The 16093-nt window shown below is 61.1% G+C and carries 16 protein-coding genes; 10 read left to right on the top strand and 6 right to left on the bottom strand.

What is annotated here, in order from left to right; genetic code table 11:
- Positions 1 to 74 precede the first annotated feature (74 nt).
- On the top strand, positions 75 to 833 hold the full coding sequence (locus ACQ4WR_RS14615; RefSeq protein WP_102292508.1) for an rRNA pseudouridine synthase: 759 nt from the start codon (positions 75 to 77) through the stop codon (positions 831 to 833).
- Here ACQ4WR_RS14615 and ACQ4WR_RS14610 read toward each other — a convergent pair.
- The 5 genes from ACQ4WR_RS14610 to ACQ4WR_RS14590 all read right to left on the bottom strand — a co-directional run bounded on the left by ACQ4WR_RS14610 (position 830) and on the right by ACQ4WR_RS14590 (position 3597).
- On the bottom strand, positions 830 to 1258 hold the full coding sequence (locus ACQ4WR_RS14610; RefSeq protein ID WP_436488073.1) for a group III truncated hemoglobin: 429 nt from the start codon (positions 1256 to 1258) through the stop codon (positions 830 to 832). The genes ACQ4WR_RS14615 and ACQ4WR_RS14610 overlap by 4 nt on opposite strands.
- Positions 1259 to 1321: 63 nt before the next feature.
- On the bottom strand, positions 1322 to 1858 hold the full coding sequence (locus ACQ4WR_RS14605) for an RDD family protein (RefSeq protein ID WP_436488071.1): 537 nt from the start codon (positions 1856 to 1858) through the stop codon (positions 1322 to 1324).
- Positions 1848 to 2624, bottom strand: a complete 777-nt coding sequence (locus ACQ4WR_RS14600) for a DUF3106 domain-containing protein (RefSeq protein ID WP_436488069.1) — start codon at positions 2622 to 2624, stop codon at positions 1848 to 1850. The genes ACQ4WR_RS14605 and ACQ4WR_RS14600 overlap by 11 nt, the downstream gene beginning before the upstream one ends.
- Before the next feature lie 2 nt (positions 2625 to 2626).
- The gene (locus tag ACQ4WR_RS14595) at positions 2627 to 3031 is read right to left on the bottom strand and encodes a DUF3619 family protein (RefSeq protein WP_102295105.1); all 405 of its coding nucleotides are present in this window, start codon (positions 3029 to 3031) and stop codon (positions 2627 to 2629) included.
- Positions 3028 to 3597, bottom strand: a complete 570-nt coding sequence (locus tag ACQ4WR_RS14590; protein WP_092795059.1) for an RNA polymerase sigma factor — start codon at positions 3595 to 3597, stop codon at positions 3028 to 3030. The genes ACQ4WR_RS14595 and ACQ4WR_RS14590 overlap by 4 nt, the downstream gene beginning before the upstream one ends.
- Positions 3598 to 4093: 496 nt before the next feature.
- Between ACQ4WR_RS14590 and ACQ4WR_RS14585 the strand changes: the two genes are divergently transcribed.
- The 9 genes from ACQ4WR_RS14585 (at position 4094) to ACQ4WR_RS14545 (ending at position 13900) form a co-directional block, all read left to right on the top strand.
- On the top strand, positions 4094 to 5821 hold the full coding sequence (locus tag ACQ4WR_RS14585) for an acetolactate synthase 3 catalytic subunit (RefSeq protein WP_436488067.1): 1728 nt from the start codon (positions 4094 to 4096) through the stop codon (positions 5819 to 5821).
- A gap of 2 nt (positions 5822 to 5823) precedes the next feature.
- Positions 5824 to 6315: an acetolactate synthase small subunit gene (gene ilvN, locus ACQ4WR_RS14580; RefSeq protein WP_010399754.1), complete on the top strand. Its 492-nt coding sequence runs from the start codon at positions 5824 to 5826 to the stop codon at positions 6313 to 6315.
- Between the two features lie 75 nt (positions 6316 to 6390).
- Positions 6391 to 7407 carry a ketol-acid reductoisomerase gene (gene ilvC, locus ACQ4WR_RS14575; protein WP_034750044.1) on the top strand — a complete coding sequence of 339 codons (1017 nt, stop codon included), beginning with the start codon at positions 6391 to 6393 and terminating at the stop codon, positions 7405 to 7407.
- Between the two features lie 116 nt (positions 7408 to 7523).
- Positions 7524 to 7973: a hypothetical protein gene (locus ACQ4WR_RS14570; RefSeq protein WP_436488065.1), complete on the top strand. Its 450-nt coding sequence runs from the start codon at positions 7524 to 7526 to the stop codon at positions 7971 to 7973.
- A gap of 192 nt (positions 7974 to 8165) precedes the next feature.
- Positions 8166 to 9404, top strand: coding sequence for an MFS transporter (locus ACQ4WR_RS14565; protein ID WP_180979432.1), 1239 nt, complete (start codon positions 8166 to 8168; stop codon positions 9402 to 9404).
- A 211-nt stretch (positions 9405 to 9615) separates the two neighbouring features.
- Positions 9616 to 10371, top strand: coding sequence for an SIMPL domain-containing protein (locus ACQ4WR_RS14560; RefSeq protein WP_102295114.1), 756 nt, complete (start codon positions 9616 to 9618; stop codon positions 10369 to 10371).
- A gap of 172 nt (positions 10372 to 10543) precedes the next feature.
- Entirely contained in the window at positions 10544 to 11299 is a 756-nt protein-coding gene (locus ACQ4WR_RS14555; protein WP_102295115.1) for an SIMPL domain-containing protein, read from the top strand.
- A gap of 157 nt (positions 11300 to 11456) precedes the next feature.
- Positions 11457 to 12308, top strand: a complete 852-nt coding sequence (pssA, locus tag ACQ4WR_RS14550) for a CDP-diacylglycerol--serine O-phosphatidyltransferase (protein ID WP_102295117.1) — start codon at positions 11457 to 11459, stop codon at positions 12306 to 12308.
- 47 nt (positions 12309 to 12355) lie between these two features.
- Complete coding sequence (locus tag ACQ4WR_RS14545; protein ID WP_436488062.1) at positions 12356 to 13900, top strand: 2-isopropylmalate synthase; 1545 nt, start codon at positions 12356 to 12358, stop codon at positions 13898 to 13900.
- Positions 13901 to 13939: 39 nt separating this feature from the next.
- Here the strand turns inward: ACQ4WR_RS14545 and ACQ4WR_RS14540 are convergent, their stop codons facing one another.
- Complete coding sequence (locus ACQ4WR_RS14540; protein ID WP_436488060.1) at positions 13940 to 15982, bottom strand: Ig-like domain-containing domain; 2043 nt, start codon at positions 15980 to 15982, stop codon at positions 13940 to 13942.
- Positions 15983 to 16093: the final 111 nt, after the last annotated feature.

Here is a 16093-nt window from a genome sequence, read left to right as displayed (position 1 = left end):
CGCAATCAACAAGAGGGAGGAGCCGGTCGGTTACAATACCGCCTTTCTCCTCCTCTTGCTTTTTGCGCATCCCCATGACCACACCACACGAAATGCCCACCGTCCGCCTGGCCAAGCGCCTGTCTGAAGACGTGCCCTGTTCGCGCCGCGAGGCCGAGCTGTATATCGAGGGCGGCTGGGTCACTGTCGATGGCGTGCTGGTGGAAGAGGCCGGTGCGCGCGTGGCGGATAACCAGGAGGTGGTACTGTTGCCGAACGCCACGCTGGATGAGATGCCGCCCGTGACGATTTTGCTGCACAAGCCGGCAGGCATCAATGGCGGTGTCGGCAGCGAAGGCAAGCCAGCCCTCGGCTGCCTGCGTCCCGAAGAGATCTTCACGCCCGACAATGTGGCGCCCAGTTCCGTCACGCGCTTCCTCAAGCGTCATCTGATCGGCCTGACCATCACCAATCCGCTGGAAACCATGGCCTCCGGCCTGCTGGTATTTACGCAGGATTTCCGCGTGGCCCGCAAGCTGGTCGATGAAGCGAAAACGGTGGAGCAGGAATTCATCGTGGAAGTATCGGGCGACATCGCGGAAAATGGCCTGGCGCTGCTGAACCACGGCTTGCCCTTCAATGGCAAGCCTTTGCCGCCGATCAAGGTCAGCTGGCAGAATGAAACGCGCCTGCGTTTTGCACTGAAAAACGTGCAGCCGGGCCAGATCGCCCACATGTGCAAGATGGTGGGCCTGGACGTCGTCGGCATGAAGCGCCTGCGCATCGGCCGCATTTCCATGGGCGCCATGCCCGTGGGACAATGGCGTTATCTGCAGGGCTACGAACGTTTCTAAATTTGCGGCGCCGTGATGGCATGGCTTTCCGCAAAGCTTTTCCATAGCCGTTCGGCGATATTCAGGGCGATGGTGTCGGCTTTCTCTTGCAGGGCCGCATTACCCATGCTTTCCGTGGTGGTGAAGAACAGGGTCAGCCAGCGGCGGAACATGCAGGGCGTCAAGTGGTCCATTTGCGCGTGCTGTGCCAGCGGCTTGCCGTGGTAGCGCATGGTGCCGCGCAGCAAACCTGACCAGAAATCGACCAGCGTGGCCAGGTGGGCGTCCCAGTCCTTGACCTCGGCGGCAAAGATGGGGCCCAGCATGGCGTCGTCGCGCGCGGCCGCATAGAAGGTGTGGACCAGATGCCTGACGTCGTCTTCGCTGCAGACTTCCGCGCGGTATTTGGCGAAACGTGTGTGGGGGAGGGGGGCTGTATTATTCATGGCACGCCATGATCGCAGAGCCCCCGTGGCGCTTCAATGACCCAGGTCAAGCCGCATAAAAACTCAGGCGGCGACTTTCTTTGGTTTCTTGGCGGGCACCGGCAATTGCACGATCTGCGTGCCCAGCAATTTATCGTGCAGGAACTGGCCATTGCCCGTGAACAGGGCCGTGGCCGACCACGCTAGGATGCCCACGCCGATGGCGCCCAGGGCCGCCCAGTGCTGCAGGTCGAACAGATAGGCCACCAGCAGGGCCGGCAGCAGCCACATCCAGGCCAGCACGTAGCGGTAGGCGGCCACGCGCAGCGGCACGTGGGCATGGCCCGGCAGCACCACTTGCAAGCGCCACGTCTTCATGGCCAGGGTCTGTCCTTCACGGCTCCATTGGTGGATGAAATACGCGCCCATGACGAGGAAGGCCAGGCACTGGCGCATGTGTTCCGTCAGCGGCGTGTGCGCGCCTTGCACGATCAATTCAAATACCAGGAAAGGCAGGAACAGCACGGCCAGGGCCAGCAGCGACTCGTACACCATGGAAATCAGGCGGCGCTTGATCGTGGGATGGGTGGTGAGGCTGGTGGCGGGTGTGCTATTTGGCATTGGCGGGCAGTGGGGCAGGAGTCGTGGGTGGCGTGACGGGCACGGTGGTGGCCGGGGCGGCTGCGGCAGGGTCGGCCGCCGCTGGCGCCGTCAACGTGGCAGGCGGCAAGGCGGAGGCAGGGGCGGCCAGCGGCGCGGCGGGGGCGTTCAGCGCTGGCGTGGCCGGCGCCATGCTCACGGCCGGCTTGCTGGTGTTGGAGTTGATTGCCGGCACCTTGCCCAGCGGTTTTTTGGGTTCCAGTTCGGTGGCCAGTTTTTTCTTTTGTTCTTCCGGCAACTGCTGGTATTGCTCCCACTGCGCGGTTTTTTGACCTGGGTCAATCTTCTTCGTGCGCGTGTAGTTTTCGCGCACCAGGCGCCGCTGTTCCGGCGTCAGCTTGATCCATTCGCGCATGCGCTCATGCACGCGGGCTTGCTCGTCCGGCGTCATGGAGGCGAAGCGGCTGGCGATTTCCAGCCATTTCTGCTTGCGCAAGGCTTCCAGCTTGTTCCATTCGCCCGCCAGCGGCTGCAATGCCGCCTGCTGTGCGCGCGACAGCTTGTTCCAGGAAGGATTGTCGCCGGCCTTGGGCGTGCCGCCCTTGCCCGCCGTGCGGGGCGAACCGGGTTTGGCGGCCGGGGCTGGTGCGACGGCCGCCGCAGGCGCTGCCGCCACGGGGGCGGCGGGCGCGGCATGCTCGCCCATCCAGGCGGCGCCGGCCAGGGCGCAGACGCCCAGGCCGATGCCGGCGGCGAGCCAGCCAGTGCGTTTGCTGATGCGTGCCATGCTTATTGCTCGCGTTTCGTCAGGTAGGCGTTGAAGCCATGGTCCATATAGGCGGACAGCGGCAATTCGTCGGACAGCACGGCGGCATCGATTTCTGCCAGTTCGGCAATATGTTGTTCCTGCTCAAACTGATAAATGCCCACCATGCCGCCGACCAGCAGCAGCAGCGGGATGATGACGCTCATGCGGCCCAGCCATGACAGCGGTTCGACCAGCAAATGGCTGGCGATGCCGGCCAAGACGTCCTTGCGCACGGCGACGGCGGCCGGCGCATCGGCTTTCTTGCGCGACAGGGCCAGCTTGCGTGCCGCTGCCAGGCGGTCGGTGGTCGAGGCGGGCAGGTCGTCGAGTTTTTCGTTCAGTGCATGGCGCACTTTGTAAGCGAAATTGAGATCGTCGGTGTTCATAATTTTATTCCCTTGGCTTTCAGCGATTCGGCGAGCGTGTGGGTAGCTCTGGAGCAATGTGTTTTCACGCTACCTTCGGAGCAACCCATCGCCTCCGCTGTTTCAGCCACATCCATGTCCTGCCAATAACGCATGAGGAACGCTTCGCGTTGACGTGCAGGCAGTTTTTGTACCTCTTCATCAATCAAATCAAGGATTTGCGCGCGTTCGACCTGATCGGCCGAAGATTCTGCGGCGCTGCTGCCCTGTTCGGCTTCATACGTGTCCAATAGTTCAAAATCGTCATGCTCGTCGCCGGAAGATTTCATGCCGGAAAACAGGCTGACCCAGGTGTTGCGGACTTTTTCTCTGCGGAAATAGTCCAGTATGGTGTTCTGCAAAATACGCTGGAACAACATCGGCAGTTCGGCGGCCGGCTTGTCGCCGTATTTCTCGGCCAGCTTGATCATCGCATCCTGCACGATATCGAGCGCCGATTCATCCTTGCGGACCGCGTAGGCGGCCTGCTTGAAAGCGCGCCGCTCGACATTTTCTAGAAAGTCGGATAATTCTTTGTCTGTTGCCATGCGGTATGGGGCGAGCTAGCGGCTGCGTGTGCTGTGGGCGAAAGGGAGGCGGGACTGCATTTTGTAAACTGAGGCATGCTAGCAAAAAATGTGCGTTTCCGCATGGTTTTTGCACCTTGCATGAGCAAAAAGGCATTTCCGCTGACATTTTCCTTGACCATAATGGTGCGACGCGATAACGTATGGGACGCTTTGAACACCCCAAAGCTGTATGGTCAGGTCGCGACCGGCACACAACGCCATCCGCGGCAAGACGCGCTTTCATTTGTAGGCAGTTTGTTCTAACCCGCGCCACAAGCGCGAGCGGTTCGTTCAGGCGCCACAGAAACTCCGGCCAAACGAGTTGCGTTAAGCGTTGTTTTGTAAGGTATCTATGGGTGCCCAAAGAAATGCCGTGACCGCATGAAAAGGGAAGCAGGAGCACTGTCGCGCACAGCGAACTTCGTCAGGAAAGAACATCCGATCAATCTCCAATGGACCTTGAAAGGAATGTTTCATGAATACCGAAGCAACAGGACCCATGACCGGCGCAGAAATTGTCGTGCGCTGTCTGGCTGAAGAGGGCGTCGAGCACGTCTTTGGATATCCGGGCGGAGCCGTACTCTACATCTACGACGCCATCTTCCAGCAAAACAAATTCCAGCATATCCTGGTACGCCACGAGCAGGCCGCGATCCACGCCGCCGATGCCTATTCGCGCAGCTCGAACAAAGTCGGTGTCGCCATCGTCACGTCCGGTCCGGGCGTCACGAATGCCGTCACGGGCCTGTCGACCGCCTATATGGACTCGATTCCCATGGTGGTGATCTCCGGCCAGGTGCCGAGCCACGCCATCGGCCAGGATGCGTTCCAGGAATGCGATACCGTGGGCATCACGCGCCCCGTCGTCAAGCACAACTTCCTCGTCAAGGACGTCAAGGACCTGGCAGCGACGATCAAGAAAGCCTTCTTTATCGCCCGCACTGGCCGTCCCGGCCCCGTGCTGGTGGATATCCCGAAGGATATCAGCATGCACAAATGCCATTTCGACTACCCGAAGGAAGTCGAGATGCGTTCCTACCGTCCCGTGGACAAGGGCCATTCGGGCCAGATCCGCAAGGCCGTGCAATTGCTGCTGCAAGCCGAACGCCCGATGATCTACACGGGCGGCGGCGTGATCCTGGCGAATGCCTCGGCCGAGCTGAACAAGCTGGTCGACCGCCTGGGTTTCCCTTGCACCAACACCTTGATGGGCCTGGGCGCCTACCGCGCATCGAGCGAGCAGTTTGTCGGCATGCCCGGCATGCACGGCACCTACGAAGCGAACATGGCGATGCAGAACTGCGACGTGCTGATCGCCATCGGCGCGCGTTTCGATGACCGCGTGATCGGCAACCCGAAACACTTCGCCTCGCATCCGCGCAAGATCATCCACGTGGACATCGATCCATCGTCGATTTCCAAGCGCGTGAAGGTCGATATTCCCATCGTCGGCAACGTCAAGGATGTGCTGATCGAGTTCCTCGCGCAGCTCGACGCGGCCGAAGCCAAGCCGAACGTCAATGCATTGAGCAACTGGTGGAAGCAGATCGCCGAATGGCGCGGCCGCGAATGCCTGAAATACCCGACCTCCGACCTGGTCATCAAGCCGCAATCGGTGGTCGAGAAAGTCTTCCAGATCACCAAGGGCGATGCCTTCATCACGTCCGACGTGGGCCAGCACCAGATGTGGGCGGCGCAGTACTACCGCTTCGACAAGCCGCGCCGCTGGATCAATTCCGGCGGCCTGGGCACCATGGGGGTCGGCTTGCCGTACGCCATGGGCGTGCAGATGGCCAACCCGGACGCCACCGTTGCCTGCATCACGGGCGAAGGCTCGATCCAGATGTGCATCCAGGAGCTCGCCACGTGCAAGCAGTATCACCTGACGCCGAAGATCATCATGCTCAACAACCGTTTCCTCGGCATGGTGCGCCAGTGGCAGGAAATTGATTACGGCTCGCGCTATTCCGAGTCGTACATGGATTCGCTGCCGGACTTTGAAAAGCTGGCCGAAGCATATGGCCACGTGGGCATGAAAATTGAAAAACCGGGCGACGTCGACGGCGCCCTGAAAGAGGCGTTTGGCATGAAAGACAGGCTGGTATTCATGAACTTCATTACCGACCAGTCCGAAAACGTGTGGCCAATGGTGAAAGCCGGCAAGGGCCTGTCCGAAATGATGCTCGGCTCGGAGGATCTCTGATCATGCGCCATATTATTTCTGTCTTGCTGGAAAACGAAGCGGGTGCCCTGTCGCGCGTGGTGGGCCTGTTCTCGGCACGCGGCTACAACATCGAAACATTGACCGTGGCGCCGACGGAAGATTCGACCCTGTCGCGCATGACCATCGTCACCAGCGGCTCGGACGACATCATCGAGCAGATCACCAAGCACTTGAACCGCCTCATCGAGGTGGTCAAGGTGGTGGACCTGACCGAAGGCCAGCATATCGAACGCGAGTTGATGCTGATCAAGGTCCGTGCCGTGGGCAAGGAGCGCGAGGAAATGAAGCGCACCGCCGATATCTTCCGTGGCCGCATCATCGATGTCACCGAAAAGACGTACACGATCGAGCTGACGGGCAACAAGGTCAAGCTGGACGCGTTCATCGATTCGATCGACCGCGCCGCCATCCTGGAAACCGTCCGCACGGGCGGTTCCGGCATCGGCCGCGGCGAACGCATCCTCAAAGTATAAAAATATAAGCAGCATTACGCGGCCCCGGCGCCGCATTTAAAACAACAACGCATCATCAAATATATAGGAAATACCATGAAAGTTTTTTACGACAAAGACGCTGACCTCTCCTTGATCAAAGGCAAAAACGTGGCCATCATCGGCTATGGTTCGCAAGGCCATGCTCACGCGCAAAACCTGAACGATTCGGGCGTCAACGTCACCGTCGGCCTGCGCAAGGGCGGCGCTTCCTGGACCAAGGTCGAGCAAGCGGGCCTGAAAGTGGCGGAAGTCAACGACGCCGTGAAAGCGGCCGACGTCATCATGATCTTGCTGCCGGATGAAAACATCGCCCAGGTCTACAACGAAAACATCGCGCCGTTCGCCAAGCAAGGCGCCGTGCTGGCCTTCGCCCACGGCTTCAACGTGCATTACGGCCAAGTCGTGCCACGCGCCGACCTGGACGTGATCATGGTCGCACCGAAAGCGCCAGGCCACACCGTGCGCGCCACCTACACCCAGGGTGGCGGCGTGCCGCACCTGATCGCCGTGTACCAGGACAAATCGGGCATCGCCCGCGATATCGCCCTGTCGTACGCCTCGGCCAACGGCGGCGGCCGTGCCGGCATCATCGAAACGAACTTCCGCGAAGAAACCGAAACGGACTTGTTCGGCGAACAGGCCGTGCTGTGCGGCGGCGCCGTGGAACTGATCAAGGCCGGCTTCGAAACCCTGACGGAAGCGGGCTACGCGCCTGAAATGGCTTACTTCGAGTGCTTGCACGAACTGAAGCTGATCGTCGACCTGATCTATGAAGGCGGCATCGCCAACATGAACTACTCGATCTCGAACAACGCCGAATACGGCGAATACGTGACCGGCCCTAAAGTCGTGACATCGGCCACCAAGGATGCGATGCGTCAATGCCTGAAAGACATCCAGACGGGCGAATACGCGAAGAGCTTCATCCTGGAAAACAAGGCAGGCGCACCGACCCTGATCTCGCGCCGCCGTTTGACGTCCGAGCACCAGATCGAAGAAGTGGGCGCGAAACTGCGCGCCATGATGCCTTGGATCGCCAAGAACAAGATGGTCGACCAGTCGAAGAACTAAGCATTTTTTGCTGATTCACCATGAAAAGCCGGCGCAAGCCGGCTTTTTTTACGCCTCGCCTGGCAGGCAGGCAACATCCGTTACAATCGAGGCCAGTCCACCATACCGTCAGCGCCATGCTTGTTTTTTCTAAAGTTTTTGTCGGCAATCTCCATGTGCTCAAGCGCCCCTTCGCCGTCACCGTCAGCTGCTGGTTTCTGATTTTCGGCTCCCTGTCAGCGCTGGTGTCGGCCTGCCTTGGCCGCAACGATTCCGCCAGGCTGGCCGGGATGGCGGACGGCGTGATTCCCGCCGAGGTGCAATACGCGATTATGATCTTCAGCATGGGCATTACCCTGGTGGCAGCGCTGGCCATGCTGCAAAGGCTGCGTGGCGCGCGCACCGTATATCTGGTGTGGGGCGTGATCGATACTGCGATCTGCCTGGCGAGCGTGCCGCTGAAGATGAACGTGCTGCCTGGCACGCTCATGTTCGCCGTCATCTGCGCCTTCCTGTACAGCCCGAAATCGAATGCCTGGTTTTCGCCACGCAAGGCGGCCAATGATGCCCGCATGACGCCAGCGTGAGCGCGCTGTTTTGGCGCGCACGCTTTTCGCCCGCCTCCTGTCTTTTCATCTTCCTATATAATCCCGCCCTTCCTTTGCAGTTTCCTGTGGACTGCATCTGTTTCGGTATCTGCCGACCGCAACGCGCATCACCGCTTTCGTAGCACGCCAGGCGCTGGCTTACCAGCTGCCTGCGCAATCTGAAGGACCCCTATGACTGACCGCACCACCACCGCAGTACCCATGCCGGGCACTGCCGAATCTTCCGTTGCCGAACGGCTTCCCGTACTGGCCTTGCTGGCCCTGGCGATGACGGCGTTTCTCGCCCTATTATCGGAAACCTTGCCGGCCGGACTGCTGCCGCAGATTGCCCGCGACCTGAATATTTCCGAAGTCATGACGGGCCAGCTGGTCACCGTCTATGCCATCGGTTCCATCCTGACGGCGATCCCGCTGACGGCCCTGACGAGCGGCTGGCGCCGGCGCAATGTCTTGCTGCTGGCCATCATCGGCTTCTTGATCTTCAACACGGCGACGGCCCTGGCGCCCAACTATATGGTTGCCCTGGCCTCGCGCTTCGTCACCGGCATGGCGGCCGGCCTGGCCTGGGGCTTGATGGCCGGCTATGCGCGCCGCATGGTCAGTGTCGAGCAGCAGGGCAGGGCGATGGCCATTGCCATGATCGGCACGCCGCTGGCCCTGTCCTTGGGCGTGCCGCTGGGCACCTTGATGGGGGGCGTGCTGGGCTGGCGCAGCATCTTCGGCATCATGTCCGGCCTGGCCGTGGTGCTGGTCGCGTGGGTATTGCTGGCCGTGCCTGATTATCCGGGGCAAAAGAATGGCGAACGCCTGAGCATCCGGCAAGTGTTCATGACGCCGGGCGTGCGGCCGATCCTGTTTGTCATCGTTGCGTGGATGCTGGCGCATAATATTTTATATACCTATATCGCGCCGTTCCTGGCGCCGTCCGGCTTGCGTCCGCGCGTCGACCTGGTGCTGCTCGTGTACGGCGTGGGCTCGCTGGCCGGCATCTGGCTGGTCAGCCAGCTGATCGACCGCTGGCTGCGTACCCTGGTGCTGGGCTGCATTGCCGCCTTTGCCGTGGTGGTGGTCGTGCTGGGACTGGCGATGGACTCTCCCATCGTCATCTATGTCAGCATGGCCATCTGGGGCATCACCTTCGGCGGCGCCGGCACCTTGCTGCAGACGGCGTCGGCCGACGCGGCCGGCGACGGCATGGATGTGGCGCAGGCGATGGTGGCGACGATCTGGAACGTGGCCATCGCGGGCGGCGGCCTGGCGGGCGGCATGCTGCTCGACGGTTATGGCGCGGCGTCGTTCCCGTGGGCCATGCTGGCCTTGCTGCTGGTGGCCTTGACCATCGCCTGGCGCGCGCGCCGCTACAGCTTCAAGCCGGGCCGGCGCAGCGGCGGCGTGGTGGCGGGACATTGATATCATCGTCATATAAAATAACGTTGTTATTAAAATGTGAGCAGATGTGACTGGCAAGCGCATTTTGTGACGATTTGTTAATTTGCGCCACGGGAAGTTTCGAGGCGTTAGAATCTACACAGTTTGACAAGTTTCTCAAGTGAAATGGGACAGTGCATTGCACCGTCCGTTCCTGATTGTCAGCCACTAATTAACCACCTAGGAGTACCCCATGACCGTGATGAAATCCGTCCTTGTTGCTGCCGCAGCCACCGTTGCCCTGAGCGCACAAGCCCAATCCTTGCCGACCAACGGCACCCTGGTGGTTGTACCCGCATTTGGCGAAGTCAAACATGTTAACGACCAGGTCGTTGCGACCCTGGCTGTCGAAGAGCAGGACAAGGACAAGGCGGCCGCAGCGTCGCGTGTCAACCAGAAGATGAACAAGGGTATCGCCATCGTCAAGCAGGCCGATCCGTCGGCGGCACTGAAATCGTATGGCTACTACACCTACCCCGTGTATCCGGAAGAGCGTCCGTTGCCGGCCGGCGCCGTGGCCAAGCCGCGCCTGCCGACGGCCTGGCGTGTCGGCCAGTACCTGGAAGTGACAACGGCCAACCTGGCTGGCCTGCCAAAAACCGTGTCGGCGGCGCAAGGCGTGCTGACCCTGAACGGCCTGAATTTCGGCCTGAAGCCGGAAACCATCCGCTTGCTGGACGACCAGCGCATCGCCGCCACGTATAAAAACCTCAACGAGCGCGTGGCCGCCATCGCCAAGGCCATGGGACGCAATGTGTCGGACGCCGTGCTCGACACCGTTGACTTTGAAGGTTCGGGCAATTACGCCACTGAAAACCGTCCGGCCGCCGCACCGATGATGATGCGCAGCGCCAAGATGAGCGAAGACAGCGCCGTTGCCGAACCAAGTTTTGAACCAGGCGAAACCACGCTTGACATGCGTGTCGTCGGCAAGGTCAAGTTCAAGTAAGTGCGCCGTATTGCGTGTTGTATTGCTCCCGCGCGCCGCTCCCTGCGGCCGCGGCAGCGCGGTGCCATGTACATTGCGACATAGCAACTCTTTCCGCGCTAGAATGTCTTAGTAAAAAGCCATGGTGCAGTCCTGTGCCATGCGCCGCCTGTAAATTCCCTAGGAGAAATGAATGACCGTCATGAAATCGATGCTGGCAGTTGCCGCCGCTACCGTTGTCCTGTCCGCCCAGGCGCAAAGCCTGCCTGCTTCCGGCACCCTCGTGGTGGTGCCTGCCAATGGCGAAGTGGTGCATGCGAATGACCAGGTCACCGTCACCCTGGCCATCGAAGAGCAGGACAAGGACAAGGCCGCGGCCGCGTCGCGCGTGAACCAGAAAATGAACCAGGGCGTGGCCATCGTCAAGAAGGCCGATCCGCAAGCCGTGCTGAAAACCCAGGGCTACTATACGTATGCCGTGTACCCGGAAACGGGGCCTTTGCCGGCCGGTGCCGTCGCCAAGCCTAGAGTGCCGACGGGCTGGCGCGTTGGTCAGTATCTGCAGGTGACGACGACCAACTTGGCCGCCTTGCCGAAAACCGTGTCGGCGGCGCAAGGCGTGCTGACCCTGAACCGCCTGAATTTCGGCCTGGCGCCGGCCACCGTGCGCAAGCTCGATGACCAGCGTATCGCTGCCGCCTACAAGAACCTCAACGAGCGCGTGGCCGCCATCGCTGGCGCCATGGGCCGCAATGTCAATGATGCGGTGATCGATACCATCGATTTCGAAGGTTCGGGCAACTACGCGCAGCGCGTCAACGTGACGGGAGCGCGCAACATGAGCGCCGATGCCGTGGCGTATGGCGGCAACCAGGTGGCCGAACCGAGCTTCGAAGCGGGCGAAACCACCCTGAACATGGGTCTGGTGGCCAAGGTCAAGTTCAAATAGGCCTTGAACAGGCGTCAATATTGCCAGCTTGATGCCGCCGCGCTTTTCTTTGGCGGTGGCTCCTCTATAATGGCAACATCGGCAGGCGCATGGTGTAGTCGCCATGCGCCTGCCTTCTGGCACCGAATCCCCGGCAGTACACAAGATATGGAACAACATGGCAAACTTCCCCCGTCGTAGAGGCAAGAACGGCACTCCCGCAGCATCCAAAGCTTCCCGCTTCAGCAAATTCGTGCGCCAGCCGGTGGCCGATGGCGCGGGCAAGAAAACCTTGCGCCGCCGCGGCATCTATCTGTTGCCGAATGCCTTCACGACGGCAGCCCTGTTTTGCGGCTTTTACGCCATCGTCATGGCCATGAACCAGAAATTCGAACACGCGGCCTGGGCCATTTTCATTGCCATGATCCTCGACGGCCTCGATGGCCGCATCGCGCGCCTGACAAATACCCAGAGCGAATTCGGTGCCCAGTACGACAGCCTGTCCGACATGGTCTCGTTTGGCGCCGCGCCGGCGCTGGTGATCTACGAATGGTCGCTGCGCGGCATGGGCAAGCTGGGCTGGCTGGCCGCCTTCGTCTACTGCGCCGGCGCGGCCTTGCGCCTGGCCCGCTTCAACACGAATATCCAGGTGGTCGACAAGCGCTTCTTCCAGGGCTTGCCCAGCCCGGCGGCGGCGGCCATGGTGGCCGGTTTCATCCTGCTCATGAATGACCTGGAATTCGCCGGCAACCAGCTGGCCTGGGTCTCGTGGACGATCGCCCTGTTCGCCGGCCTGACCATGGTCACCAACGTGCCGTTCTACAGCTTCAAGGATGTGAACTTCCGCAAGTCCGTGCCCTTCATCGTCGTATTCCTGCTGGCACTGTTCTTCGCCCTGATTTCCATCGACCCGCCGAAAGTGCTGTTCCCGATTTTCGTTGCCTATGGCTTGTCCGGCTATGCCGTGTTCTTCTGGCGCATGGCGAAAGGCAAGCCGGTCAGCATCATCCAGACGGACCCGGAGCACTGACGACACCCTGGGCCGGTAGCCACTTCTTTCCATAGCGAGGAGCAGCCATGACTAGCAATAACCGGCTCATCATTTTTGACACCACCCTGCGCGACGGCGAGCAATCGCCGGGCGCTTCCATGACGCGCGAAGAAAAACTGCGCATCGCCAAGCAGCTCGAGCGCATGAAGGTCGATGTGATCGAAGCGGGCTTCGCCGCCGCCTCGCAGGGCGACTTCGAGTCGATCCGCGCGATTGCCGGCGCCGTGCGCGAATCGACCATCTGCTCGCTGTCGCGCGCCAACGACCGCGACATCGCCCGCGCCGCCGAAGCGCTGGCACCCGCCGAACGCAAGCGCATCCACACTTTTATCGCCACGTCGCCCCTGCACATGCAGATGAAGCTGCGCATGACGCCCGAGCAAGTGCTTACGCAGGCGCAAAATGCCGTGCGCTACGCGCGCCAGTTCACTGACGACATCGAATTCAGCCCCGAAGACGGCAGCCGCTCCGACGAAGATTTCCTTTGCCGTGTGCTGGAAGCCGTGATCGCCGAGGGCGCCACCACCATCAATTTTCCCGACACGGTGGGCTACGCTGTGCCCGAAATCTTCGGCGCGACCATCAAGCGCTTGCGCGAACGCATCCCGAATGCGGACAAGGCTGTCTGGTCCGTGCATTGCCATAACGACCTGGGCCTGGCGGTGGCCAATTCACTGGCCGGCGCCATGATCGGCGGCGCGCGGCAGATCGAGTGCACCATCAATGGCCTGGGCGAACGGGCCGGCAACACGGCGCTGGAAGAGGTGGTGATGGCGCTGCGCACGCGCGCCGCGTATTACAACCTGACGGTGGGCATCGACACGACGCAGATCGTGGCGGCGTCCAAAATGGTGTCGCAAATCACGGGCTTTGCCGTGCAGCCGAACAAGGCGGTCGTCGGCGCAAACGCTTTTGCGCACGCGTCCGGCATCCACCAGGATGGCATCTTGAAGGCGCGCGAGACGTATGAAATCATGCGCGCCGAAGACGTGGGCTGGACGGCCAACAAGATCGTGCTGGGCAAATTGTCGGGCCGCAATGCCTTCAAGCAGCGCCTGCAGGAGCTGGGCATCGCGCTGGAATCGGAAACGGAAGTCAACGCCGCCTTTATCCGCTTCAAGGAACTGGCGGACCGGAAATCCGAGATTTTTGACGAAGACATCATGGCCCTCGTCAGCGAGGAGCAGCAGGCGCAGGTGAGTGAGCACTACCGTTTCATTTCATTGGCGCAGCAGTCGACCACGGGCGCCGTGCCCCGGGCCCGCGTGGAATTCATCGCCGGCGGTGAGCAGCTGAGCTGTGAAGGGCAGGGCGACGGCCCAGTCGACGCCACGGTCAACGCCATCGAAAGCGCGGCCGCCAGCGGCGCGGAGCTGGTCCTGTTTTCCGTCAATGCCATCAGCACGGGCACGCAGTCGCAAGGCGAAGTGACCATGCGCTTGTCGCGCGACGGACGCATCGTCAACGGCGTGGGTGCCGACCCGGACATCATTGTCGCGTCGGCCAAGGCGTATTTGTCGGCACTCAATAAACTGCATGCGAAAGATGAGCGTATCGACCCGCAGCCGTAGATGCGCCGTGCCCGCGGCGCCTCCTGCCTGTGCGCCGGCTTACTTGCGCACAGGCATGTCGCTGCGGTAGCGGATCGATGCCTGCGTGACGATGCCGTTGCAGTTGTCGTCATAATCAATGGCGGCGCGCGCCAGCCTGCCATCGCCATCAAGCGCGAAATCGAGTACGCGGACCGTGCCTGTATTCTCGCCGAAGCAGCCTACCTTGGCCGTGCCCTGGGCGCCACTGGTGTTGCCTGCGCCGTAAGTGAATGTCAGCCCCGGCTGCCAGGTGAGACCAGGAATGGCGAGCAGGAAGACGTTGATGCGCGTAGGGGACAGCAACTGCAAGGCGTTTGTATTGGCCACGTAGAGCGTGTTCGGTGCGAACTCGGTGCGGGCCGTGCTGTCGATCTCAAATTCGCCGTTACCGGTGCGTGAACTGTAGGCCAAGGCTTGGGAAAGGTCGCTCAGCACGTCTATGCTGATCTGCCGGCTGTCCGTTTCGCCTGCGGCATTCGTTGCATCGAGCGCCATCACCGCGATACCCCTTGATGGAGCCGGGCTCGAGACCGTGACGCGGGCGGCGTTGGGATTGTCCATCGTCAAGGCCGGCCCCGACACCTGCCGCCAGCGCGTGCCGCTGACGGGGGCTCCGTTGGCCGACGAAGCGCCGGCGTCCAGCGTCAGCGTTCCCGCTGGGCCCAGCAACAAGGGCGCCATGCCGCCGGTGCCGATGGCGGCGTGTATGCTTTGGACCACGTTCACGGTCACCCTTGGGGTGAACAAGGCATTGCCGGCCGTATCGCGCACGAGTGCATTCGTCTTCGCGTTGAGGCTCACCTCATAGGTGGCGCCTGCCTTGAGTTGGCTCAATGGCGTGACGGTAATGATGGCGCCGTTGTAGCTGATTTTCGCTTCTATGGTGCCAGCATCGGCGCTTTTCCCTTGAAAAAGGGCGTCGGTCACGGAGGTGGTGTCGAGCGGCCGGGAATAAGCCCACGACAAGCTCCCGCTCGGTGCCATGGCGCTGACGTCTGGCGACACCAGCAGCTTGAAATCGGTAGCCAGGACAGGTTTGATTTCGTAATAGTCCAGATTGGCTTTATTGCCTGGAAGCCAGTTGCCGCTGCTCCAGAGAAGTCCCACATCCAGGCTATCCTGCGCGCGGATCACCGTGTCGCCAAGCAGTGAATCCAACTGATTGCGATTGTTTGCATTGACACGCAGGCTGGCCCTGCTGTTGTTTGCGCCGCTCAGCAGCAGTTCGCCCGCATCGGGATAGCTGTCGAACCACGAGCTCAGTGGAGCGCGCGTAGTGACATCGAGGCTGCCTCCCAGAAGGTTGCTTGCCAGGTGGAGGCGGATGCTGGTGGCCGTGCGCGCGGTATCGAGCCGCAATTCATGCTGCACATCGAGCCCTGTAATGGTGTCTTTCTTGCTGGTGGTGGCATCGGAAAATGCCATGACGAACGGCTGCGTGTCGGAGTAAACATGCAGCAGCCTGGAGAGGACTCCACTGGTGTAGTCGAAGCGTACGCTGCCAATGATATCCTGGCGTGGCGTTTCCGTACGGTCGCCGAAACCTGGCATGAAGCTGATGACGCCAGCCATTTGCTGCTGTGCCACCGGTGTGGTGAAGGCGATGTTCATGGTGCCGTCGAGCACGCCGTCGAGTTCCTTGACGCGGCAGTTTGCATACGTCACGCTCAGCTTGTCGCCAGCGCTGACGCGGCCATTGCCGTCCGCATCAATGAAGGCGGCACTCTGACTGCCGCCGTTGCCGCAGGTCCGGGAGGCGGTAGTGCTGGTATTGATGCGTGTTGTCCAGTCGACCGCCATTTGCGCCACGGCCAATGGCGTGGCGCCGTAGGCCAGTGCAAGTGTGGGTGCCGAGTCGGCATTGATTGCGGTCAGCAAGAGCGGCGTATCCGCGCTGCCTGCCGGTGGTGGTGTCACGGGTGGCGTGACGGGAACGGTGTTGCCGCCACTGCCGCCGCCACCGCCGCATGCGCTCAGCATGGAGGTCAATACCAGGATTGCGGGGATGACGGGGCAATAGAAACGACTGAACCGGTGGACTTTGTGCGGGTGTTGGGGCATCTGCTTCCTTGCTAGTGGTGGGCGAGCGGCCAAGCATGTCAGTTTGGCCATTTTTTTCGCCTGACTTTACAGGCTAATGCCGTGCAAAAACTCACACATTGTCACGAGCAC

Source organism: Janthinobacterium amylolyticum (genome assembly GCF_051380655.1).
Classification (GTDB): Bacteria; Pseudomonadota; Gammaproteobacteria; order Burkholderiales; family Burkholderiaceae_D; genus Janthinobacterium.
The sequence above is the reverse complement of the archived record's forward strand: the minus strand, read 5'-3'. Positions and strand labels throughout refer to the sequence as shown.

Excerpts from the sequence above, each read along its gene's own strand:
- ACQ4WR_RS14615 (WP_102292508.1), top strand. The coding sequence starts at position 75 with ATGACCACACCACACGAAATGCCCACCGTCCGCCTGGCCAAGCGCCTG.
- ACQ4WR_RS14610 (WP_436488073.1), bottom strand. The coding sequence starts at position 1,258 with ATGAATAATACAGCCCCCCTCCCCCACACACGTTTCGCCAAATACCGC.
- ACQ4WR_RS14605 (WP_436488071.1), bottom strand. The coding sequence starts at position 1,858 with ATGCCAAATAGCACACCCGCCACCAGCCTCACCACCCATCCCACGATC.
- ACQ4WR_RS14600 (WP_436488069.1), bottom strand. The coding sequence starts at position 2,624 with ATGGCACGCATCAGCAAACGCACTGGCTGGCTCGCCGCCGGCATCGGC.
- ACQ4WR_RS14595 (WP_102295105.1), bottom strand. The coding sequence starts at position 3,031 with ATGAACACCGACGATCTCAATTTCGCTTACAAAGTGCGCCATGCACTG.
- ACQ4WR_RS14590 (WP_092795059.1), bottom strand. The coding sequence starts at position 3,597 with ATGGCAACAGACAAAGAATTATCCGACTTTCTAGAAAATGTCGAGCGG.
- ACQ4WR_RS14585 (WP_436488067.1), top strand. The coding sequence starts at position 4,094 with ATGAATACCGAAGCAACAGGACCCATGACCGGCGCAGAAATTGTCGTG.
- ilvN (WP_010399754.1), top strand. The coding sequence starts at position 5,824 with ATGCGCCATATTATTTCTGTCTTGCTGGAAAACGAAGCGGGTGCCCTG.
- ilvC (WP_034750044.1), top strand. The coding sequence starts at position 6,391 with ATGAAAGTTTTTTACGACAAAGACGCTGACCTCTCCTTGATCAAAGGC.
- ACQ4WR_RS14570 (WP_436488065.1), top strand. The coding sequence starts at position 7,524 with ATGCTTGTTTTTTCTAAAGTTTTTGTCGGCAATCTCCATGTGCTCAAG.
- ACQ4WR_RS14565 (WP_180979432.1), top strand. The coding sequence starts at position 8,166 with ATGACTGACCGCACCACCACCGCAGTACCCATGCCGGGCACTGCCGAA.
- ACQ4WR_RS14560 (WP_102295114.1), top strand. The coding sequence starts at position 9,616 with ATGACCGTGATGAAATCCGTCCTTGTTGCTGCCGCAGCCACCGTTGCC.
- ACQ4WR_RS14555 (WP_102295115.1), top strand. The coding sequence starts at position 10,544 with ATGACCGTCATGAAATCGATGCTGGCAGTTGCCGCCGCTACCGTTGTC.
- pssA (WP_102295117.1), top strand. The coding sequence starts at position 11,457 with ATGGCAAACTTCCCCCGTCGTAGAGGCAAGAACGGCACTCCCGCAGCA.
- ACQ4WR_RS14545 (WP_436488062.1), top strand. The coding sequence starts at position 12,356 with ATGACTAGCAATAACCGGCTCATCATTTTTGACACCACCCTGCGCGAC.
- ACQ4WR_RS14540 (WP_436488060.1), bottom strand. The coding sequence starts at position 15,982 with ATGCCCCAACACCCGCACAAAGTCCACCGGTTCAGTCGTTTCTATTGC.